Source organism: Streptomyces sp. NPDC034037 (genome assembly GCF_055575715.1).
This window is the reverse complement of sequence record NZ_JBVISC010000009.1, coordinates 211165-236258: the sequence shown is the minus strand read 5'-3', so window position 1 is coordinate 236258 and position 25094 is coordinate 211165. Positions and strand designations below refer to the sequence as shown.

Below are 25094 nucleotides of genomic sequence, written 5' to 3'. Positions count from 1 at the left end.
ACCGACGGGAAGCTGCTCGACTACCTCAAGCGGGTCACCGCCGAGCTGCGTGACACTCGCCGGAGGCTGGCCGAGGCGGAGTCGGGCCCTTCGAGCCACGAGCCGGTCGCGATCGTGGGCATGGCGTGCCGGTTCCCCGGCGGCGCCACGTCGCCCGACGAGCTGTTCCGGCTGGCCGTCGACGGCGTGGACGCCGTGTCGGAGTTCCCCGCGAACCGCGGCTGGGACCTGGAGGGCCTGTACGACCCGGACCCGGAGCAGACCGGCACCAGCTACACGCGCCAGGGCGGATTCCTCTACGAGGCCGCGGAGTTCGACGCCGGTTTCTTCGGGATGTCCCCCCGGGAGGCCATGGCGGCAGACCCGCAGCAGCGGCTGCTGCTCCAGGCGTCCTGGGAGGCGCTGGAGCGCGCGGGCATCGCCCCGTCCTCGCTGCGCGGCAGCCGTACCGGCGTCTTCGCGGGCGTCATGTACAGCGACTACGCCTCGCGGCTCGGGCAGGACACGGGCGGCTTCGAGGGGCAGTTGCTGACCGGCAGCCTGCCGAGCGTGGCGTCCGGGCGCGTCTCGTACACGTTCGGCTTTGAGGGGCCTGCGGTGACGGTGGACACGGCGTGCTCGTCGTCGCTGGTGTCGCTGCACCTGGCGGCGGCCTCGCTGCGGTCGGGCGAGAGCTCCCTGGCCCTGGCCGGCGGTGTCGCGGTGATGTCCACCCCGACCACCTTCGTGGAGTTCTCGCGCCAGCGCGGCCTCTCGGCGGACGGCCGGTGCAAGGCGTTCTCGGACGCGGCCGACGGCACGGGCTGGTCCGAGGGCGTCGGTGTGCTCGTCCTGGAGCGGCTGTCGGACGCGCGGCGCAACGGCCACCAGGTCCTCGCCGTGCTGCGCGGCTCGGCGGTCAACCAGGACGGCGCCTCCAGCGGACTCACGGCGCCCAACGGCCCCTCCCAGGAGCGGGTCATCCGGCAGGCGCTGGCCGACGCCCGGCTCACCCCCTCCGACGTGGACGCGGTGGAGGCGCACGGCACGGGCACCACGCTCGGTGACCCCATCGAGGCGCAGGCGCTCCTGGCCACGTACGGGCAGGGCCGCGACGCCGATCAGCCCTTGTGGCTCGCCTCGTTGAAGTCGAACATCGGCCACACGCAGGCCGCCGCGGGCGTGGCGGGCGTGATCAAGACGGTGCTCGCGCTGCGGCACGGCGTGCTGCCGCGCACGCTGCACGTGGAGCGTCCCTCGCGGCACGTGGACTGGCGCTCGGGCGCGGTGGAGCTGCTGACCGAGCAGCGGCCGTGGCCGGAGACCGGCCGCCCCCGCCGGGCCGGTGTCTCGGCGTTCGGGGCCAGCGGCACCAACGCGCACGTGATCATCGAGCAGGCGCCCGCCGAAGAGACGGCGGCGCGCGGTGGTGCGGCCGGCGCCGCGCCCGGGACCCGTGTCCCGGCCGTGGTCCCGGTGGTCGTGTCGGGCGGCTCCGAAGCCGCGCTGCGCCGCCAGGCGGACCGGCTGCGGGAGTGGCTCCAGGCCCGCCCGGAGCTGAGCCCCGCCGACGTCGGGTTCTCCACCGTGACGACCCGTGCCGCGCTGGACCACCGCGGGGTCGTCGTCGCCGCCGACCGCGCCGAACTCCTGGACGGGCTCGGCGCCCTGGCCGCGGGCGATGCGGCGCCCGCAGTCGTGGAAGGCACCCTTGCCCCCGAGTCCGGCGTGGTGTGGGTCTTTCCCGGCCAGGGGTCCCAGTGGGCCGGGATGGCCCGCGGCCTGCGCGAGTCGTCCCCGGTGTTCGCCGCGCGGATGGACGCGTGTGAGCAGGCCCTGAGCGGCCTGGTCGACTGGTCGCTGCGGGACGTCCTGGACGACGCCGCGGCGCTGGAGCGCGTCGACGTGGTCCAGCCCGCGCTGTGGGCCGTCATGGTCTCGCTGGCCGAGGTGTGGCGCGCGGCGGGACTCGTGCCGTCCGCCGTCGTGGGTCACTCCCAGGGCGAGATCGCCGCCGCCTGCGCGGCCGGGGCCCTCTCGCTGGAAGACGGCGCCCGCGTGGTCGCCCTGCGCTCCCGCGCCCTCCTGGAGATTACGGGCGAGGGCGGCATGGTGTCCCTCGCCCTGTCGCCGGACGCCACCCGCGCCCTGCTGGAGCCCTGGGACGGACGGGTCTTCGTCGCCGCCGTCAACGGAGCGCGCTCCACAGTGGTTTCGGGCGACGTCGCAGCCCTGGACGAGCTGCTCGCGCACTGCGGGACCGAGGAGATACGGGCCCGTCGTGTCCCGGTCGACTACGCCTCGCACTCCGCGCACGTCGAGCGGCTCCGCGAGCGGATCCTGGATGACCTGGCGGGTCTCAGCCCGCAGCGGGGCGACATCCCCTTCCACTCCACCGTCACCGGGGAGGTATTGGACACCTCGGGGCTCGACGCCGCGTACTGGTACGAGAATCTGCGCACCACCGTCCGCTTCGCCCCCGTCGTCGACGGCCTCCTCGCCGACGGGCACCGCACGTTCGTCGAGTGCAGCCCGCACCCGGTCCTGGCGCTCGGCGTCGAGGAGACGGCGCAGGACGCCGACTGCCAGGCCCTGGTGGTCGGATCGCTGCGCCGCGACGAGGACTCCACCCGGCAGATCCACCTGTCCATGGCCCGTCTGCACGCCCACGGCGTCCCCGTGGACTGGCGACCCTCCTTCGAGGGCACCGGCGCGCGCGTCGTGGACCTGCCCACCTACGCCTTCGAGTCCACGTCCTACTGGCTGCGGCCGCCGCGGCCGCTCCTCGACGCCCCCGTGGAGCTGGCGGAGGGCGGCCAGACGGTTGTGACCGGTCGCCTCTCCCTGCGCACCCACCCGTGGCTGGCCGACCACCGCGTGCGGGGCCAGATGGTCGTACCCGGCACCGCGCTCCTTGAGATGGCGCTGCACGCCGGCGGAGCGGTGGACGAACTGACGTTCCAGGCGCCCCTGTTGATTCCCGAGCTGGGTGAGGTCGAGGTCCAGGTCGTCGCGGGCCCGGCTGACGGTGACGGCATCCGCCCGCTGCGCCTGCACGCCCGCACCGCCGATTACGACTGGCAGTTGCACGCCACCGGTGCGCTGCTCGACGCCGAGTCGCAGGACGGCGCCGCGGAGGACCCGGTGCCGTGGCCGCCCGTCGGCGCCGAGCGCGTGGACCTCTCCACCTGGTACGCGGATCTGGCCGAGCAGGGTCTTGAGTACGGGCCCGGATTCCGGGGCCTGCGGTCCCTGTGGCGGCACGGCGAAGAGCTGTACGCCGAGGTGTCCCTGCCCGAGCCGGTGCGGCCCGCCCTGCTGGACGCCGCCCTGCACTCCCTGGACCTCAGGACCACCCCCGCCATGCCGTTCTCCTTCACCGGAGTCCGCTGGCTCGACACGGAAGCGGCGGCCGACCTGTCCGCCCTGCGGGCACGGCTCACGCCCCTGGAGGGGGACGCCGTGGCCCTGCGGATCTCCGACGGGACGGGTCGCGGCGTCCTGACGGCGGACTCCCTGACGCTGCGTCCGCTCGACGGCATGAGCCTCGACGCGGGCCGGGGCTCGCTGTTCGGCGTCGACTGGGTGCCCGTGCGCCCGGACGTCTCCCGCGCCGGCGACGCCGCTCGGGCCACCGTGCTGCTCTGCCCCGCCGTCGACGGCGAACAGCCTGACAGAGTACGGGAGATGACCTCCGCGGTCCTCGCCGGGTTGCAGGCCCGGCTCGCCGACGAGGACGGCGACGAGGGGCGCCTGGTCGTGGTGACCCGCTCCGCCGTGGTGACCGGTACCGGAACCGCCGAGGAGGCGGACCCCGCCGCTGCCGCTGTGTGGGGCCTGGTGCGCTCGGCGCAGACCGAGAACCCGGACCGGATCGTGCTGGTCGACATCGACTCCGACCTCGCCCTCGACTCCGACGGTGCGGACGGTGCGGCGGCTACCGGCGGCCTCCTTGGACTTCTGCCGACCCTGCTGGCCGCGGATGAGCCCCAACTCGCCCTGCGCGGGAGCGAGATGCGCGCCCCGAGGCTGGTGCGCGCGAAGCAGGGCGCCGGGACCGCGGCTGTGGCGCTGCCCGCCGAAGGCACCGTACTGATCACCGGCGCGTCGGGCACCCTGGGCGGCCTCGTGGCGCGCCACCTGGTCGCCGAACACGGCTCACGCGACCTGCTGCTCGTCAGCCGTCGGGGTGCCCCCGAGCTCGCCGGAGAACTGACCGCGCTCGGCGCGAGGGCGACGTCGGCGGCATGCGACATCCGCGACCGCGACGCGCTCGCCGAACTCCTCGCCGCCATCCCGCGCGAGCGCCCGCTGCGGGCCGTCGTGCACGCCGCAGGCGCCCTCGACGACGGAGTGATCGGCTCGCTGTCACCCGAGCGCCTGGACTCCGTCCTCGCGGCGAAGGCCGACGGCGCCTGGCACCTGCACGAGCTGACCCGCGACCTGGAGCTCACCTCCTTCGTGCTGTTCTCCTCGGTCGCCGCCACCCTGGGCACCGCGGGACAGGGCAACTACGCCGCCGCCAACGCCTTCCTGGACGCGCTGGCGCAGCACCGCCGCGCCCAGGGCCTGCCCGCGCTCTCGCTCGGATGGGGCCTGTGGGCGGAGCGCAGCGCCCTCACCGGCCGCCTCGACGAGGACGACCTGGCGCGGCTCGGGGACGCCGGCGTCCTGCCGCTGGCCACCGACGATGGCCTCGCCCTGCTCGACGCCGCGCTCGGCGCCGACCGGGCCCACCTCGTCCCCGTCCGCCTCGACCGCACGGCGGCGCGCTCCGCCGAGGGCACGCTGCCGCCGCTGCTGCGCGCCCCGGCGCCACGCCGCCCCAGGCCCACCGCCGGCGCACCGGCCGACACCGGCGCCGCGGGTGAGGGCGACGGGCTGCGGGCGGTCCCCGCGGCCGAGCGCGAGGACGTCGTCGCCGAACTGGTGCGGCGCGAGGTCGCCGCCGCGCTCAAGTACGGATCGGCCGAGGAGATCGACCCCGACGCCGAGTTGCTGCGCCTGGGCTTCACCTCGCTGACCGCCCTGGAGCTGCGGAACAAGCTCAGCGCCCGCACCAAGCTGCGGCTGCCCGCGACCATGGTCTTCGAGCACCGCACGGCCCGCGCCCTCGCCAGGTTCCTCACCGGCAAGCTGTCCGACGGCCAGGCCGCGCCCGCTCCCACCACCGATGAGCCCGGGCCCGAGGAGCGCGCGGACGACCGCATCGCCGTCGTCGGCGTCGCGGGGCGCTACCCGCTGGCCGAGACGGTCGGCGAGCTGTGGGACAACCTCGCCGCGGCCCGCCACTGCATCCGCGAGGTGCCCGCCGAACGCTGGGACGCGGGCGCCCACTTCGATCCCACGGGGGCGACGGCCGCGTACAGCAAGTGGGCCGGATTCATCGACGACGTCGACGCGTTCGACCCGCTGTTCTTCCAGATCTCGCCCGCCGACGCCGAGGCGATGGACCCTCAGGAACGCCTGTTCCTGCAGACCGCGGCCGCGACCCTGGACGACGCCGGATGCCCGGCCGCCACGCTCGCCGCACGGGGCCCCGTCGGCGTGTTCGTCGGCGTGATGGGCAGCGACTACGAGTGGATGAGCGGCGCGGCCAACGCGCTCGGCGTGCCGACCGAGGCGCACTCCCGGCACTGGTCGATCGCCAACCGGGTCTCTCACTCCTTCAACTTCACCGGCCCGAGCATGGCCGTGGACACCGCGTGCTCGTCGTCCCTGACCGCGCTCCATCTGGCCTGCCGGTCCATCGCCACGGGGGAGTGCTCCGCCGCCATCGCGGGCGGCGTCAACCTGATCCTGCACCCCAAGCACCTGCGCGGCCTCGCCCAGGCGGGGATGCTCTCCCACGACGACCGGCTCAAGGCGTTCGGGGCGGGCGCCGACGGCTTCGTCGACGGCGAGGGCGTGGGAGCCGTCCTGCTCAAGCCGCTGGCCGCGGCGCTCGCCGACGGGGACCGCGTCCTCGGCGTGATCCGCGGCTCCGCCGTCAACGCGGTCGGCGACGCGGGCGGTTACACCGTACCGAGCGCCACCGCCCAGGCCGCCGTGGTCCGCGGTGCGCTCGACCGGGCGGGAGTGGACGCCGACACCGTCGGCTACGTCGAGGCCCACGGCACCGGCACGCTGCTCGGCGACCCGATCGAGATCGCCGGGCTGGTCGACGTCTTCGGCGGCCGGAGGGACCCGGCGCACGGCACGGACAGGCCCGCGGTCGCGGTCGGTTCGGTGAAGACCAACATCGGCCACCTGGAGGCGGCGGCCGGCATCGCGGGGCTGACGAAGGTCCTGCTCCAGCTGCGCCACCGCACCCTGGTGCCGTCGCTGCACTCCGCGGAGCGCAACCCGGAGATCGACTTCGACACCACGCCGTTCCAGGTGCAGCAGACCCGCGAGCCCTGGGAGCGGCAGGCGCGGCCCAAAGCGGACGGGACACCCCGCGAGCTGCCGCTGCGCGCCGTCATCAGCTCCTTCGGCGCGGGCGGCTCCAACGCCTGCGTGGTCGTGGAGGAGCACCTGCCGGCCGGCGCGGCCGACACGCCGGAGCCCGTGGCGGACGACGGACAGGAACAACTGCTCGTCCTCTCCGCGAAGGACGAGGAGCGGCTGCGGACGTACGCGGCGGACCTCGCCGCCTTCCTGACCGGCGGGGCTCCGCGCCTGCCGGCAAGGACGGACGGGGCGCTGGAGCCGCGGGAGGCGGTGGCGGCCGCCGGCCGCATCGGCCTGCGCCTCGCCGCCGAGGTCGCCGGGGTGGCCGAGGACACGTTCGACCTTGCGACCGACCTCGTGGACTGCGGCTTCGGCGTGACCGAACGCGCCCGCTACCACGCGCTGCTCGCGCGGGAGCTGGGCGTCGACCCGCTGCCCGACGCTGCCCTGACGGCGGACACGATCGGGGCGGTCGCCGACGCGGTCGCCGATCTCGTGCCGAGCGCGGTGGTCGCCGCGGACACCGTGGCGGCGGATGCCGTTGCGGCGGACCTCCGGCTCGCCGATGTCGCCCACACCCTCCAGACGGGCCGCACCGCGCACGAGTTCCGACTCGCGCTGCCCGCGACATCGGTCGCCGAAGCGGCCGGGCTGCTCACCGCGTACGCGGCGGGCGAGGGCGCCGCGGACACCGTCACCACCGGACGGGCCCCCCGTTCGGCGACGCGGCTCTCCGACGACGAGGCCGTCGCGCTGCAACAGGCCGTGACGCGCCGCGATCTGACGGCCGTCGCCGAGCGCTGGGTGGCGGGTGCGGTCGTCGACTGGTCGCAGATCACGCCTCCGGCAGCACGCAGGATCGAGCTGCCCGGTTACCCGTTCGCCCGCAGGCGCCTGTGGATCCCCCAGCCGCAGGTCGGCGTATCCGTGCCGCACGCCGCCACGTCCGTACCACAGGCCACCGCCCCCGCGTTGCCCGTGCCCGAAGGGAATGCCGACATCGACCCCGCCATCACCCAAGTCCGCACCGGATACGATCGGTTGGACTCGGCCTCGGTCCTTGGACTGCTCGGCGTCTACCAGCGCATGGGTGCTTTCCTGCGCCCCGGTGACCGGCACCGGAGCGAGGACCTGCGCACCGACCTCGGCATCCGGGACAAGTTCAGCAGGCTGCACGAGGCGATCCTCGACCTCCTCGCCGCCAAGGGGTTCCTGACCCGCGAGGGCGAGTGGTTCACCGCCACCGGCGCGGTCGACGGGGCGGACGGGGCCACGGCCGCGGACCGCTGGGAGGCCGACTTCGAGGACGTCGCCACCCGCTACCCGGACATCGCGCCGACGGCACGGCTCAACCGGCAGTTCCTGCGGTCCTACCCGAAGCTGCTGCGCGGCGAGGTGGTCGGGACCGAGGTCATGTTCCCCGACTCCTCGATGGAGCTGGTGCAGGACCTGTACAAGGGCAACCCGCTCACCGACTTCTTCAACGTGCTCGTCGCCGACACGGTCCGCTCCCATCTGGACTCCCGGCCGCCGCAGTTGACGGGCAGCGGCTCCTTCCAGGTGGTGGAGCTGGGTGCGGGAACGGGTGCCACCAGCGAGCGGGTGATCCCGGCGCTGGCCGGCCACCCGGACCGCGTGGGCTACACCTTCACGGACATCTCCCCGCGTTTCCTGGACTACGGCCGCGAGCGGTTCGCCGCGCAGTACCCGTTCGTACGCTTCCAGCTGCTCAACCTGGAACGCGGTCTCGCCGAACAGGACTTCCCGCCGGGTTCGGTCGACGCGGTCCTCGCCACCAACGTGGTCCACGCCACAAGGAACCTGCGGACCACCCTGCGCATGATGAAGGACCTGCTCAGGCCCGGCGGGCTCCTGGTGCTCAACGAACTGACCTCCATCCGCCCGTACCTGACCCTGGGCGGCGGCGTCATGGAGGGCTGGTGGGCCTTCCAGGACGGTGAGCTCCGTATCCCCAACTCGCCCCTCGCCGCGCCGGACAGCTGGATCACGCTGCTCGAGGAGGAGGGCTACACGGACGTCAGGGCCCTGGGCGCCGAGGGCGTCGAACTGGGCCAGCACGTGCTGGTCGCCCGGAATCCGGGTGTACGCGAGGACGCGGCACCGGCGGCCACCGCGCCGGCGGCCGTGACGGCCCTCGCGCGGCCGGACGTGCGGGACGCCGGGGACACGGTCACCGCCCGCCTCGGTGAGCTGCTGAAGAGCGTATTGAAGTTGGACGAACGCATCGACCCGGAGCGGCCTCTGGTCGACTACGGCTTCGACTCGCTCAGCGGCATGAAGATCGTGGCTGTGGTGGAGGACGCCTTCGGTGTCAACGTGCCCCTCGAGGAGTTCTTCGCGCGGCCGACGCTGGTCGAGCTCTCGGAGCACCTGCGGTCCCACTGGCTGGCCGACGCGGTTTCGCAGGCGGCGGCCGAGGCGGCGTCGCAGGCCGCGGCCGAACGCGTGAGCGAGCCCGTCACGACGCACACGGTCGAGCCCGCCGCGCCCGTATCCGTGACGGTCCGCACGCCGGAGGCGGCGCACACGTCCGAGCCGGTCCAGGCATCCGAGGTGACCCGCACGTCCGAGCGGGCGCCCGCGGCCCAGCCGGTGCGTGCCGTCGACGTGACGCCCGCCGTGCGCGCCGCGGCCCGAGCCGTCCTGCGCCCCCGGCGCGACACCCACCTCGCCGACCATCCGCTGTCGGAGGGCCAGCGAGCGCTGTGGGTGATCGAGCAGATCGCACCCGGCAACTGCGCCTACAACCTGCCACTGGCCTTCTGGCTCGACGACCACGTCGACGTGCTGACGCTGCGGGTCGTCCTGCAGGACCTGCTCGACCGGCACGAGGAACTGCGCGCGAGCGTGCGCGAGGGCGAGAGCGGGCCGTTCGCCCGGATCGCCACCGAGCCGGAACTGCCCTTCCGGCAGGTCTTTTTGACCTCCGTCGCGGACAGTGACCTACGGGACCGGATCCACGCCGAGCTGCGGGAGCCGTTCGACCTGGCCGAAGGACCGCTTCTGCGCGCCACCCTCTACACCCTCGGCGACGGCCGCCAGGCGCTGCTGCTCACCGTGCACCACCTGGTGCTCGACGGACTGTCCATCCCGCTGCTGCTCACGGAGGTCGAGCGCGGCTACCGCGCGCTGCGCGAAGGACGCCCCCTGCCCACCGAGCGGCCCGCGCGCACCTTCGCCGACTTCTGCGCCCAGCAGCGCGAACTCCTCGCGAGCCCACGGGCGGAGCGTCTGCGCTCCTACTGGCTCGACCGGCTGCGGGACCGCCGCACCGCCGTGCCCCTGCCGCTGGACCGGCCGCGCCCGCCCGTGCCCACCTTCCGCGGCGCGAGCGTCGGCGGCCGCGTCCCCGCCGACGTCACCGAGCAGGCCCGCGCGCTCGCCGCGGCGGCCCGCACCTCGCTGTCCAGTGTCATGCTCGCGACCTACTTCGCGCTGCTCCACCGCTACAGCGACCAGGAGGACATTGCCGTCGGCACGCCGACGGCCGGCCGCCCGGCCAACGGCTATGACGACGTGCTCGGCTACTTCATGAACATGGTGGTCCTGGCCGAGAAGGTCGACGGCACGGAGGCCTTCCGCGATCTGGTCCGCCGGATCCACCAGATGGTCCTCGGCGCACTCGAACACAGCGCGTACCCGCTGATCACGCTCGCCGACGAGGTGCGCGGAGAGAACCCCGGCGCCGCCGCCGACGCGCTGTTCAACGCGGCCTTCTACTTCCACAACTGGGCGCGCGACATGCCGGAGGACGGCGTGGTGCGCGGCAGGGTCGAAGGGGTGCACCAGGAGGGCGAGTTCGACCTCACCCTCGACCTGGTCGACCAGCCCGAAGGCTGCCGGTACACGCTCAAGTACAACCCGGACCTGTTCGACGCCGCCACGGTGGAGCGGCTCGGTGACCACTTCGTCACCCTCCTGTCGGCCGCGGTCGCCGCGCCCGGCCGCGCGGTCGGCGACCTCGACATGCTGACCGCCGACGAGCGCGCGCACCTCGCGCCGCCCGCCGCCGTCGACTACCCGTCCGACACCCTCGTCTGGGAGCTGGTACGCCGTCAGATCCAGGCGAGGCCGGAGGCGGTCGCCGTCCGCCACGGCGGAACGGAGCTGACCTACCGCGCTCTCGGGGAGCGCGTGACGGCCCTGGCCGCCCGCCTCACCGCCGCGGGCGTCGGCCGCGGCCGCACCGTGGGCGTGCTGCTCCCGCGCGACGCCGACCTGCCGGTGGCGCTGCTCGCCGTGCAGGCCGCGGGCGGTACGTACGTGCCGTTCGACCCGGCGTACCCGCAGGAGCGCCTCGCCTACATGGCGGGTGACGCGGGACTCCACCTGATGCTCACGCATTCCTCGGTCGGGGCGGCCTGGGGCGGTTCGGCGCCCCGGCTCCTGATCGACGGGGGCCAGGAGCCGCCCGCGCTGCCCTCGCCGGGACCGGCCGGACCCTCGGACGCCGCGTACGTCATCTACACCTCGGGATCGACCGGCCGCCCCAAGGGTGTCCGCGTCCCGCACCGCGCGCTGACCAACTTCTGCTGGTCGATGGCGCGCGAGCCCGGATTCGGCCCGGCGGACACACTGTTGGCCCTGACCACCGTGTGCTTCGACATCTCCGGCCTGGAGCTCTATCTGCCGCTGATCACCGGCGGCACGGTGGACGTCCTGCCCACCGAGGTCGCCCAGGACGGGCTGCGGCTGCGCCAGGCCGTCGAGCGCGGCTCGGCCACGGTCATGCAGGCCACCCCGGCGACCTGGAGCATGCTGTTGGCCGCCGGCTGGCAGGGCGACCCCGAACTCACCGTGCTGTGCGGCGGTGAGGCACTGCCCGGCGACACCGCCGAGGCGCTGCTGGCAGGCAACAGGGCGGTGTGGAACCTCTACGGCCCCACCGAGACCACCATCTGGTCGGCGGTGAGCCGGCTCCGCAGCGGCGAGCGCGTCACCATCGGCGCCCCGATCGACAACACCTCGCTGTACGTCCTGGACGGCTCCCGCAGGCCGGTCCCGACCGGCGTGCCCGGCGAGCTCTACATCGGCGGCGACGGCGTGGCCGACGGCTACCTGGGCCGCCCCGAACTGACCGCCGAGCGCTTCCTGCCCGATCCGTTCGCGGCCGGGACCGAGGCGCGGATGTACCGCACGGGCGACCTCGTGCGTCGGCGGGCCGACGGGCGCATCGACTACCTGGGCCGGATCGACTCCCAGGTGAAGGTGCGCGGCTTCCGGGTGGAGCTGGAGGAGATCGAGTCGACCCTGCGGCGCGTCGACGGCGTGCGCGAGGCGGTCGTGGTGGCCCGCGGCCAGGGCGGCGGCGACCGCTCGCTGCTCGCCTGCTACGTCCTTTCCGACGGGACCGCCGAGCCGACCAGGGAGCAGCTGGCGGCCTGGCTGCCGGCCCACATGGTCCCGGACGTGCTGGTCCGCGTGACCGGCTTCCCGCACACGCTCAACGAAAAGGTCGACCGGACCACGCTGGCCGCCCTTCCCCTGGCCGAGCTGCGGACCCGCTTCGGCGTCCGCGGCGCCGGGCGTCCGGAGCCCGCCGCGGCCGGCGGCGGCGCGGAAGGGCGCGTCCATGCCCTGACGGCCGAACTGGCCGAGGCGGTCGGCCGGCTGGCCGGGGTGCGCCCCGAGGAGATCGGCCCGCACACCCCGCTCGGCGAGGTGGGAATGAACTCGGTGAGCTTCACCGCGCTCAGCGCCGAACTGCGCAGGACGTACGGTATCGAGGTCCAGCCGACGCTGTTCTACCGCCGGGGCACGCTGGCCGCGCTCGCCGAGCACCTGTGGCAGGAGTATCCCGGCGAGCTGGCCGGGCGGTTCACGTCCGCCGTGGCCGCGGTCGCTCCCGCCGTCGAGGCGCGGCCGGCCGAGGCCGGGGCCGAGGCATCGGTCGAGCGCCCGCGCGGCGGTGACGTCGCGGTCATCGGCATGGCGGGGCGGCTGCCGGGCTCGGCCGACCTCGAGGAATTCTGGCACCACTTGAGCGCCGGGGACGACCTGGTGACCGAGGTGCCCGAGGACCGCTGGGGCCCGCGCGAGGCGGGTGCCCGCAAACGCTGGGGCGGCTTCCTGCCGGACGTGGACCGCTTCGACGCCGCCTTCTTCGGGATCTCCCCGCGCGAGGCGGAGCTGATGGACCCCCAGCAGCGGCTGCTGCTCGAAGCGGTGTGGTCGGCCGTCGAGGACGCCGGCTACCGTCCCTCCGACCTCGCGGGCAAGCGGGTCGGCGTGTTCATCGGCGTCGCGGGCGCCGACTACCTCCAGGCGCAGCGCGACGCCGGGGTCGCCCCGCAGGCCCACACCGCGACCGGCGGCGCCCTGTCGGTCATCCCGAACCGGGTGTCGTACCTCCTCGACCTGCGCGGTCCCAGCATGGCCGTGGACACGGCCTGCTCCGGCTCGCTGACCGCCGTCCACCAGGCCGTCACCGCACTCCGTGCCGGCACCTGCGACCTGGCCATCGCGGGCGGGGTCAACCTGATCCTCTCACCGCGGGTGTACGACGTGCTCGACCAGGGCGAGATGCTGAGCTCCGACGGCCGCTGCAAGACCTTCGACAGCCGGGCCGACGGTTACGTGCGCGGCGAGGGCGTCGGCGTGGTGCTGCTCAAGCCGGCCGACCGCGCGGACCTGGACGGCGACGCCGTCCACGCGGTGATCAAGGCGGTCGCCGCCAACCACGGCGGCCGCACCACCTCGCTCACCGCCCCCAGTCCGGACGCCCAGGCCGATCTGCTCGTCGAGGCCTACCGCGCCGCCGACGTGGCGCCGGAGACCGTCGGCTACATCGAGACGCACGGCACCGGCACCGCCCTCGGCGACCCGATCGAGACCCAGGGCCTGAGCACCGCCTTCCGCAGGCTGCGCGCGGAGCGAGGCACGACCGCGGCGCCCGGCTGCGTGATCGGCTCCGTGAAGACCAACATCGGTCACCTGGAGGCCGCCGCCGGCATCGCGGGCCTGTTCAAGGCCGTCCTCGCGCTGCGGCACGGCACCATCCCCGCCGGACTGCACCTGCGGGAGCAGAACCCCTATCTGGAACTCGACGGGGGCCCGTTCGAGATCGCCACCACGGCACGGCCCTGGCCGAAGCCCCGCGACAGCGCGGGGAACGGCCTGCCGCGCCGCGCCGGAGTCAGCTCCTTCGGCTTCGGCGGGGCCAACGCGCACATCGTCCTGGAGGAACCCCACATGCCGGACACCGGCGCCAAGGACACCGCGGCCGTCGAGCAGTTGTACGTGCTCTCCGCCCGCACCCCCGAGGCATTGCGGCACACCGCCGAGCGACTCGCCGACCACCTGGCGGACCAGGACGTGCCCGCGGGCGACCTCGCGTACACCCTGCAGACGGGCCGCGACGCGATGACGCACCGGCTCGCCGTGGTGGCGCGAGGAACGGCCGCGCTCCGCGCCGAACTGGCCGCGCACCTCGCGGGGCGGCCGTCCGCGGTGCGCGGCGGACAGGCCGAGCGGCGGCCGGCCCCGGCCACCGCGACCGGCGACCTGACCGCCCTCGCCGACGCGTGGCTCGCCGGAGCCGAGGTCGACTGGGCGGCCCTGCACCAGGGAACGCGGCGACGCCGCGTCCATCTGCCGACGTATCCGTTCGCCCGCACCAGGCACTGGTTCACCACCCCGGAAACCGCCCCCGCGGCGGCACGGCCACAGCGCGCCGCCCGGCTGCACCCGACCCTGCTCGACGCGCGCGACGCCACGGGCTCCGCGTCCGGAGGCACGGCGTACGAGAAGACGCTCACGGGCCGGGAGTTCTTCCTGCGCGACCACGTCGTCGGCGGTGACCTCGTCCTCGCGGGTGTCGCCTACCTCGAAATGGCCCGCCTGGCGGGGGAGTCGGCGTTCGGGGCACCGGTCCGCGGGGTCGACGGCCTCGTCTGGGCGAGCCCGGTCCGCCTCCCCGCCGACGGCGGTGAGCACCGCCTCACGGTCGAGGTCACCGGCGACCGCACAGGACCGTCCTTCGAGATACGCACCGCGGGCGACGGATCCCCCGCGCACGCCCAGGGCACCCTGCTGCTCAGCACCGCGGGCGAGCGCCCCGCCCCCGTCGACCTGGCGGCGGCGCGCTCGCGCTCCCCGCGCGTCCTCGACGGCGCCGAGTGCTACGCGCTGTACTCCCGGTTCGGCTTCGACTACGGCCCGAGCTTCCAGGTGATCGAGCACATCGCCCTGGGCGAGCGCGAGGCGCTGGCGTCGCTGCGGCTTCCCGAACCGCGCCGCGCGGACGCGGACGACTACGTCTTCCACCCGTCGCTGTTCGACGCCGCCCTGCAGACGGCGAGCAGGCTCGCGCCCGGCGCGGACGACCCCGCACGGCCGCTCCCTTACCTGCCGTTCTCGCTGGGCGCCGTCCGGCTGTACGCCGCACTGCCGGAGCGCGTCCACGCCCACGCCACCCCCTCGGCCCACCCCGCCGCACCCGGAACACTCGCCTTCGACATCGCGCTTGTGGACGGGAGCGGCGAAGTCCTCGCCACGATCGACACGTTCACCCTGCGGGAGGTCCCCGCGCAGGGCATGGCGCGCACCACGGCCCCGGCCGCGGCGTCGGTGACCGACACGGTTTCCGCGTACGAACCGGCCTGGGAGCCCGATCCGCGGGTCCCGCGCGAGACGGACGCCACCGTGCTGCTGCTGGACGCGGGCACCGAGGGACACGCGTTGCTCACCGCCCTGACGGACGCGGGCGCCGACGCCCTGCGCGTCGCCCTGGGCACCGGCTTCGGCGTCGACGAGGCGCTCGCCGCCGCCCGGGTCGCGGGCCCCGTCCACGTGGTGCACCTGGCCGGGCCCGACGCCGGGCCCGGCAGCGCGGTGGAGCACGGCTTCCACGCGGCGACGGCGTTCCTCCAGGCATGGCAGCGGGAGCGCCGCGGCGCGCTGCGCTACCTGTACGTCCACCGCGACCCGGCCGTCTCACCGGCGCACCCGGCGATGGGCGCCTTCGCGCGCTCGGTGCGCAGGGAGCTGCCCGCGGTCGACTTCGGCGTACTGGCCGTCGCGGACGGCCGCTCCCTCGCCGACGCGGTCCTCGCCGAGCTCGGCGCCGCGGGCGAAGCGGAGGTGCGCGTCGACGCGGCGGGTCGGCACCGGCGCGCCTGGCGCCAGGTGGGCCTGGGGGCCGCCGGGTCCCCGCTGTTCACCGGGCCGGGAGCGCATGTGATCACCGGCGGCACCGGCGCGCTCGGGCTGCTCGTGGCCGAACACATCGCCGCCGCGCGCCGCGCCGCCGGACAGACCGCGGGCGGGATCGTCCTCGCCTCCCGGACCGCTCCCGGCTCCGAGGCCCTGGCGAGGATCGCGGCCGTCGGCGCGCACGTGGTGCGGGCCGACGTCGCCGACGCCGCGGGGGTGCGGAGCCTGATCGACGAGGCCCGCCGCCTGCACGGCTCGGTGAGCGGCGTGCTGCACGCGGCCGGGGTCCTCAGGGACGGCCTGCTGCTCGGCAGGGACCGGGCGGACACGGAGGCCGTCCTCGCCGCCAAGGTGCATGGCACGGTGCTCCTCGACGAGGCGACGCGGCACGAGCCCCTCGACTACTTCGTGGCGTTCTCCTCCGGGGCGGCCGCGTTCGGGAATGTCGGACAGACCGACTACGCCTACGCCAACGCCTTCCTCGACCACTTCGCCGAGCAGCGCGAGCGGCAGCGTCATAAGGGCGCGCGGCGCGGCCGCACCCTCGCCGCCGCCTGGCCTGTCTGGGCCGACGGCGGCATGCGGGCCGACGCGGCCGGCACCCAGTACATGGCCAGGGAGCTGGGCATGCGCCCGCTGCGCACCGGACCGGCCCTCGACGCGCTCGACCGCGCCCTGGCGGGCACGGCGCCGCGTCTGCTGCTGGCGCCCGGCGACCCGGCGCGGGTGCTGGCCGAGCTGAACGGCACACCGGGCCAGGCCCCGGTGAAGGCCGCACCCCCGGTCCACGCCGCCGCGTCGCAGCAGGTGGGCGAGGACACGTACGCCCGCGCCGAGCGCCTGGTGCTCCAGATCATGGCGGAGGAACTGAAGCTACCGGAGGCGGAGATCGCCGTCACGGAGCCCCTCGACCACTACGGTGTGGACTCCCTGATCACGCTGAGCGTGACCCGGCGCCTGGAAGAGCACTGCGGCCCGCTCTCGAAGACCCTGCTCTTCGAGTACGTGACCGTCGGCGAACTGGCGGACCATCTGGCCGCCTCGCACCCCGAGGCGTTCACCGCGCCCGCCGCCCGGACCTCCGGGCCCACGCGGCTCCAGGACCTCGCCCTCGCCACCGTGAGCGACACGGCGGCGGCCCCGGAAACCGTCCCGGCCGCCGACTCGGGCGACGACATCGCGATCATCGGTGTCGCGGGGCGCTACCCGCAGGCCGACGACGTGGACGAGTTCTGGCGCAACCTGCGCGCGGGACGCGACAGCATCGAGGAGATACCGGCCGACCGCTGGAACCACGACCGGTTCTACGACCCGGACAAGTCGGTCCCCGGCAAGACGTACGGCAAGTGGGGCGGCTTCGTCCGGGGCGCCGACCGCTTCGATCCGCTCTTCTTCCGCATGTCACAGATCGAGGCCGAACTCACCGACCCCCAGGAGCGGGTGTTCCTGGAGACGGTGTGGCACCTCATGGAGGACGCCGGCTACACCCGCGACCAGCTGCGGGCCTCCCGCACCGGTGTGTTCGTCGGCATGATGTACGGCCAGTACCAGCTGTACGGGGTCCAGGACGCGCTGCGCGGCGAAGGGCTGCCCCCGCACTCGTCGTTCGCCTCGGTCGCCAACCGGGTGTCGTACTTCTTCGACTTCTCGGGGCCCAGCGTCGCCGTGGACACGATGTGCTCCTCCGCCCTGGTCACCATCCACCAGGCCTGCCAGGCCATCCGCTCCGGTGACTGCGAGGTCGCGGTCGCGGGCGGCGTCAACATCTCCAGCCACCCGGCGAAGTACCTGCAGCTGGCCTGGCGTGGCTTCCTCGCCGAGGATGGCCGCTGCCGCAGTTTCGGCACCGGCGGCACGGGATACGTCCCCGCCGAGGGCTCGGGCGCGGTGCTCCTCAAGCGCCTCGACGCCGCGGTGGCCGACGGCGACCGCATCCTCGCGGTGGTCAAGGCGTCCGCCGTCAACCACGGCGGAACGGGTCGCGGCTTCAACGTCCCCAACCCCAAGGCACAGGGCGACCTGGTGCGGGCCGCGCTCGACCGGGCGGGGATGCGCCCCGCGGACCTGGACTACGTGGAGGCGCACGGCACCGGCACCGCGCTCGGTGACCCGGTGGAGATCAACGGCATGCTCCGGGCCTTCCAGGACGACATGCCGGAGCGGCTGCCGATCGGCTCGGTCAAGTCCGGCATCGGACACGCCGAGTCGGCGGCCGGCATCGCGGCCGTCACCAAGGTGCTGCTGCAGATGCGCCACGGCGAGCTGGCCCCCTCGCTGCACGCGGACGACCTCAACCCGAACGTCGACTTCGCGGCGACCCCGTTCGAGGTCCAGCGCGAACTGGCGCCGTGGCCGCGCCGCGTGCTGGCCGACGGGACCGAGCGGCCGAGGACCGCGGGCGTGAGCTCCTTCGGGGCGGGCGGGACCAACGCGCACGTCATCCTGCAGGAGTTCCCCGAGGCACAGCGGACGTCGACCACCCCGGCGGAGACCCAACTCGCCGTGCTCTCCGCCCGCGAGGGCGACCGGCTCGTGGAGCAGGCGCGCAGGCTCGCCGCGCATCTGCGCGCCGAGGGTGCCGGAGCGACCCCGCAGGACGTCGCGTGGACGCTCCAGTCGGGGCGCGAGGCCATGGCACACCGCCTTGCCGTCCGCTTCGACACCCTGGCCGAACTGGCCGCGCGCCTCGACGAGTTCGCTGTGGGCGAGGTGCCCGTCGGCAGCTGGACCGGAGTGGTCGACCCGCGCAGGCCCGCTCCGGCCGGCGCCCCGTCGACCGATCCCGCCGTCTGCGCGGTCGCCTGGACGTCGGGCCGGCCGGTCGACTGGTCCGTCCTGCACGGGGGAGTGCCGCCCCGGCGGGTGCCGCTGCCCGGTTACCCCTTCGGGGGCGAGCGGGTCTGGCTGGCGGCGGCGGACGCCGAACTGGCGAAGCTGGAGCAGGACTTGGCTTCCGAACCCCTGCCCTCCGGTGCCTTTGCTGCCTCGCCCGCCGATGCCTCCCCTGCCTCCGCCGCCTTCCCCGCCTCTGCCGAGGAAGGGGTGCTGCTGGCCACCCATTGGGTGCCTGCCCAACTGCCGGCACGCGCCGGCCGGGTCGGGCCGATTGCCGTCCTCGCCGCGCCGGGCACCGAGGCGCTCGCCGGCCGCCTGGCCGCCACCCTGCCCGCGGCGGAGGTGCTCACCCTCGAGCGCCTCGCCGCCGACCTCGCCGACCCCGGCACCCGCTGGGACCGATTCGACGGGGTGATCGATCTGGCGGGCTGCGCAGAGCCCGACGGGTCCGCCGGATCCGGTGCGGCCATGGACCGTTCCGCGCTGCGCACCTGGCTGGCCTGGCTGCAGCACACGGTCGACCGGAGCAGGGGTGGACTGGTCGCCCTGCTGGTCTCCCGCGACACGGGGGCGGCGGTCCACGGCGGCGCGGCCCGCACCGGGCTCTACCGCATGCTGCAGAGCGAGTACCGCCACGTGACCTCACGTCACGTCGCCGTGGGCGTGTGCACGGACGACGCGCTGTGCCGCCGAGTCGCCGACGAGATCGGCGGTGAGGCGCAGCCCGGCGAGATCGCCTACCGCGACGGCGTGCGGCACCGCGCGGTGCTGCGCGAGCTGCCCGGCGCACCGGAGCACGCGGCGCGCTTTCCCGACGGGCATGTGCTGTGGGTGACCGGGGGCACGCGCGGGCTCGGCCTGCTGACCGCGCGGCACTTCGTCGAGCGGTACGGCGTCCGCAAGCTGGTCCTCACGGGCCGCGAGGCGCTGCCGTCCCCAGAGCGCTGGGTCGCGCACATCGCGGCGGACGACGCGCTGGGCCGCAAGCTGCGCCCGCTGGCCGAACTGACCGGCCGGGGCGTGGAGATCGAGGTCCTCGCCGTGCCGCTGGACGACAAGGAGGCCACTGCCGCGGCGGTGGCGGACGTCCGGCGCCGGCTCGGCCCGATCGGCGGAGTGATCCACAGCGCCGGAGCGGTGGACACCGACAACCCCGCCTTCGTGCGCAAGCCATGGAGCGGCGTCGAACGCGTGATCGGCCCCAAGGTCTTCGGCCTCGACACGCTCGTGGAGTGCTTCCGCGGCGAACCGCTGAGCCTGTTCGTCGTGTACTCCTCCGTCGCCGCGGCCGTACCCGCGCTCGCCGTCGGGCAGAGCGACTACGCCATGGCCAACGCCTACCTGGACACGGTCGCCGAGGCCCGCCCGTACGGGCTTCCGCTGGTCAGCGTGGCGTGGCCGAGCTGGCAGGACACCGGCATGGGCCCGGCGCGCAGCGCCGCGTACCAGTCGTCCGGTCTCGCGACGCTCAAGGACGAGCAGGGACTGCGCCTGCTCGACCGGGCGTTGGCGAGCGGCGCGCGGGTGGTCGTGCCCGCCGTGGTGCGGCCGGACGCGGACTGGCGCCCGGAGCGGTTGACCGATCGCCGCCTGACTCCGGAACCTGTCACTCCGGAGCCCGTCACCGCTGCGGCCGCAGCCTCCGGGCACGCCGCGGTGGCGGACGACGCCTCGCCCTCCGGGACCCCCGCAGCGCTCAAGGAGGCGGCCGGCGCGGCGGCCTCCTGGCTCCTGGACCGGCTCGCGCTGGAGCTGCGCTTCGACCGGGCGCGGCTCGCCGGGAACGTGCCGGTGCACGACTACGGCATCGACTCCATCCTGGTCACCCAGCTCGTCCAGACCCTCGGCAAGCAGCTCGACGTGTCCCTCGACCCGTCCGCGCTGTTCGAGCACCCGACCGCGGACGAGTTCGCCGCCTACCTCGCCGACGAGCACCCGGACGACCTGCTCGCCGCCTTCGGCCCCGCCCCGTCCGACGCCCCGGCACCCGCGGCACCGCAGGCCACCGAGGCACCGGCCGCCCGAGCCGTCGTCCTCGAAGCGGCCGACCCGGCCGTCGCGCGACCGACGTCCACCGGGGCGGACATAGCGGTGGTCGGCCTGTCCTGCAGGTTCCCCGACGCCCCGTCCGGCGACGCCTACTGGGAGCTGCTGCGCCAGGGGCGTTCGGCGCTGCGTCCCGTACCGCGGGAGCGCTTCGGCAAGCCGGTGGACCACCACGCGGGGCTGCTGCCCGACGTACTCCGCTTCGACCCGGAGGCCTTCCTGCTGTCGGAGGGCGACGTCGCCGCGATGGATCCGCAGGCGCTGCTGCTCCTCGAAGAGGTGAACAGCGCGGTGCACCACGCCGGTTACCGCCCGGCGGAGCTGAAGGGCCGCCGGGTCGGCATCTACGTCGGAGGGCGTGCGGCGCACATGCCGGACGAGGCGCGACTGGCGCGGGCGCAGAACCCCGTGGTGATCACCGGCCAGAACTACCTGGCCGCGAACATCTCGCAGTTCTTCGACTTCCGCGGCCCGAGCCTGGTCGTCGACACCGCCTGCTCATCGGCCCTGGTGGCGATGGACATGGCCGCGCGGGCGCTGCGCGCGGGCGACATCGAGTCGGCCGTTGTCGCCGGCGTCAGCCTGCTCGCCGACGACAAGCCGTACGACCTGTTCGGCCGACGCGGACTGCTCAACCCGGGCAAGGAGTTCCACCTCTTCGACCGCAGGGCGGCCGGGCTGATCCTCGGTGAGGGCGTCGGCGTCGTCGTGCTCAAGCCGCTGGCACGGGCGCAGGCCGACGGGGACCGGGTGCTCGCGGTCCTCAAGGGCATCGCGATCAACAACGACGGCAGGACCGCGGGCCCGGCCACCCCCAACCTCCAGGCGCAGAAGGAGGTCATGGCCACGGCGCTCGCGCAGAGCGGCGTGGGGACCGAGGACGTCGGCTGGGTGGAGGCCAACGGCTCCGGCACGACCGTCACCGATCTGCTCGAACTCAAGGCGGTGCAGGCGGTCTACCGGGCCGGTTCCACGCGCCCCGTGGCACTCGGCTCGGTCAAGCCGAACATCGGCCACCCGCTGACGGCCGAGGGGATCGCGGCGTTCATCAAGGTGGTGCTGATGCTGCACCACCGGGAGCAGGTGCCGTTCCGCTCCGGGCAGGAGCCGCTCGACCACTTCGACGTGGCCGCCTCCGCGCTGTACTTCCCCCGGGCGTCTGGCCCCTGGCCCGGGGACGCGGGCGTCGCCGCGCTCAACTGCTTCGCCGACGGCGGGACCAACGCGCACCTGCTGCTCGCCCCCGCGCCCGGGGCCCCGCTTCCGACCAGGCGACCGCTGCCCGAACCCGAATTGAACCGGAGGACCGTCATCAGAGGCACCGCCGAGCCCGCGGCCCCGGCCGGCGGCCTGTTCTGGGAGAGCTACCGATGAACGAGCGACTGGCGAGCGAGCCACTGGCGAGCGAGCCGCCCAAGAGCGCGGAGCCACGGCTTCCCGTGGTGTTCATGTTCTCCGGCCAGGGCTCCCAGTACTACGGCATGGGCAAGGAGCTCTTCGACGCCAACGAGGTCTTCCGCACCACGCTGCTGCGCCTGGACGCCGTGGTCCGTGGGCACCTGGGCGAGTCGGTCGTCGACCGCGTCTTCGACCCCGCCAAGCCCAGGAACCACCCGCTCGACGACACCAGGATCACCCACCCCGCCATCGTCATGATCGAGCTGGCCCTCACGGAGGCCCTGCGCGCCGAGGGCATCGAGCCCGACTACGTGCTCGGCTCCAGCCTCGGCGAGTACGCGGCGGCCGTCGTCGCGGGCAGCCTGTCCGCGGACGACTGCCTGCGCGTGCTCGTCCGGCAGGCCGGCATCATGGTCGGCAGCCCCCGCGGCGGCATGCTCGCCGTGCTGGCCGGGCCCGAGGTCATGGAGACGGTGCCCGAGCTGGGCGCCTGCGAGGTCGCGGCCCGCAACTACCCGGGCAACTTCGTGGTCGCGGGCGGGGAGGCGGAACTGGCAGCCGCCGAGGCGGCCTTGCGAGCGGCCGACGTGCTGCACCTGCGGCTGCCCGTCGAGTACGCCTTCCACTCCCGGCTCCTCGACCCGGTCATCGGGGCGTGCCGCGACAGCTTCGAGGGCGTGGTGCTCGCACGGCCGCGCGTCCCCTGGGTCTCCTGCGCGACCGGGGAAATTGTGCAGGACGTCACCCCGGAGCACTTCTGGCACGCCGCGCGGCGCACGATCGACTTCGAGCGCGCCATGGCCGGCCTGCGGAGCCGCGGGGACTTCCTCTATCTGGACCTCGGTCCGTCGGGCAGCCTCCACAACTTCGTCCGCGCCCTGCTCCCGGCGGGTACGGGCGCCCGATCCCTGCCGCTGCTCAGCCAGTTCGCCAAGGACACCGACCTGCTGGCCGAGGTCCGCACGCACGCCGCCCCGACGACACCACGGAAGGTGCAGGGAATGAAGGTCTACGGATTCCCGGGCCAGGGATCCCAACGCCGCGGCATGGGCAAGGAGTTGTTCGCTCGCTTCCCCGAACAGACAGCGATCGCCGACGACGTGCTCGGCTACTCGATCGAGGAACTGTGCGTCAGTGACCCGCACCGACGGCTCGGCCGCACCGAGTTCACCCAGCCCGCCCTCTATGTCGTCGGCGCACTGTCCTATCTGGAGCGGCTCGCCGACGACCCGGTACCGCCGGACCACGTGATCGGGCACAGCCTCGGCGAATACGTGGCGCTGTTCGCCGCGGGGGTCTTCGACTTCGCGACCGGACTTCGCCTGGTGCGGCGGCGCGGTGAGCTCATGGCCGCCGCGGGAGGCGGGGCGATGGCCGCGGTCGTCGGCGTCGACGAGGCGACCGTCACGCGCGTCCTCGCGGAATCGGACCTCGGTGGCCTCGACCTGGCCAACTACAACGCCATGGACCAGTTCGTCGTCTCCGGGCCCGACGAGCTGATCGACACGGCCTGCCCCGCCTTCGAGGCCGTCGGTGCCCGCACGGTCCGGCTGCACGTCAGCGCCCCGCTGCACTCGCGGTACATGCGCCCGGCGGCGGAGGAGTTCGGCCGGTTCCTCGACGGGGTCACCCTGCACCCGCCGAAGATCCCCATCCTCGCCAACGTCGATGCCCGGCCGTACACGGCCGACACGGTCAGGGAGCGCCTGGTGTCGCAGATCGCCTCGTCGGTCAGGTGGACCGACACGGTGCGCACCTTGATGGCGTACGGGGACTTCGAGTTCACGGAGCTGGGGCCGGGCAGGGTCCTGACGAAGCTGGTGACGCGCATCAGGGACGCCGCGGAACCGCTGACCCCGCGGGACGACCGGCCGACGGCGCAGATGCCGGCCGCGACCCGGACGCCCGCCGACGAGGGCGAGCCGGCGGGGATCGACGCCGGATCGCTCGGCGCCCACGGCTTCCGCGAACGGTACGGGCTGCGGCGCTCCTACGTCGTGGGGTCGATGTACGGCGGGGTGTCCGGGCGGGAGCTGGTGCGCGCGGCGTCGAAGGCGGGCCTGCTCGGCTTTCTCGGCATCGGCGGGCTCCAGGACGACGAGGTGGAGCGGCAGTTGCACGGACTGGCCGAGGACCTCGGCCCGCACGGCCACGGCGTGAACCTGCTCTACCCCCACCGGGCACCGGAGCGGGAGGCCCCGCTCGTCGACGCGCTGCTGCGGCACGGGGTCGGCCTGGTCGAGGCGTCCGGCTACCCCTTCGTCACCGAGGAGCTGGTCCGCTACCGGCTCAAGGGCGGCCGGATCCTCGCGAAGGTGTCCAGGACCGACCTCGCCGCGGCCTTCCTCGCGCCGCCGCCGCACCAGCACGTCGCGACGCTGCTCGCCAAGGGATCGGTGACGCAGCAGGAGGCCGCCACTGCGGCCCGGCGCCCCATGGCGGACGACCTGTGCGTCGAGGCGGACGGCGGCTGGCTCGCCGGCACGGCGAACCCGCTCTCCCTGCTCCCGGCGGTTCTGCGGCTCCGGGACGAGGCGGCCCTGCCGGGCCACCGGGTGCACGTGGGATGCGCGGGCGGCATCGGCACCCCGGAGGCGGCCGCCGCGGCCTTCCTGATGGGCGCCGACTTCGTGCTGACCGGCTCCGTCAACCAGTGCTCGGTGGAGGCGGCCACCAGCGCCGCCGTCAAGGACCTGCTGCAGGAGGCCCAGGAGTACGACGTGGACACCGCGCCCTGGAGCGAGCTGTTCGAACACGGCGTCCAGGCGCGCTACTTGAAGCGCGGCCAGTTCTTCCCGGCCAGGGCGTCCAGGCTGCACGACCTGTGGCGCCGCCACGCCTCCCTCGCCGAACTCGACGCCCCCACAAGGAAGCAGGTCTTCGACCGCTACCTGGGAGGCGAGGACCCGGGGGCGACGGCGGCGGGCCCCGACCCCAAGGCGGAACTGGCCGAAGTGTTCCGCGCCTACTTCCGGCGCGGCCTGCGCCTCGCGGTGACGGGCGACCGGCAGGCCACCGTGGACTACCTGGTGCACTGCGGACCGGCGATGGGCGCCTTCAACCAGGCGGTCGCGGGGACCAGCCTGCAGCCGTGGCGGGCCCGCACCGTCGAGGCCGTCGCCGACCACCTCATGGACGGCGCCGCCGCCCACGTCACGGCCCGGCTGCGGGCCCTGCGACCGGCACAAAAGATCTAGAGAGACGGAGGAAGGAAAGCTACGATCAGCAAC

At 74.3% G+C, this 25094-nt stretch carries 1 protein-coding gene and 1 pseudogene; both read left to right on the top strand.

Going from position 1 to position 25094, the window contains the following annotated elements:
* Window positions 1-27 precede the first annotated feature (27 nt).
* Window positions 28-21840: pseudogene (locus ACZ516_RS28995) on the top strand (amino acid adenylation domain-containing protein); the annotation flags it as partial.
* A complete protein-coding gene (fabD, locus tag ACZ516_RS28990; protein WP_469012410.1) occupies window positions 21837-25061 on the top strand; it encodes an ACP S-malonyltransferase in 3225 nt (1074 codons plus the stop codon). The pseudogene ACZ516_RS28995 and the gene fabD, both read left to right, overlap by 4 nt.
* The last annotated feature ends 33 nt before the right edge of the window (window positions 25062-25094 follow it).

Excerpts from the sequence above, each read along its gene's own strand:
- fabD (WP_469012410.1), top strand. The coding sequence starts at position 21,837 with ATGAACGAGCGACTGGCGAGCGAGCCACTGGCGAGCGAGCCGCCCAAG.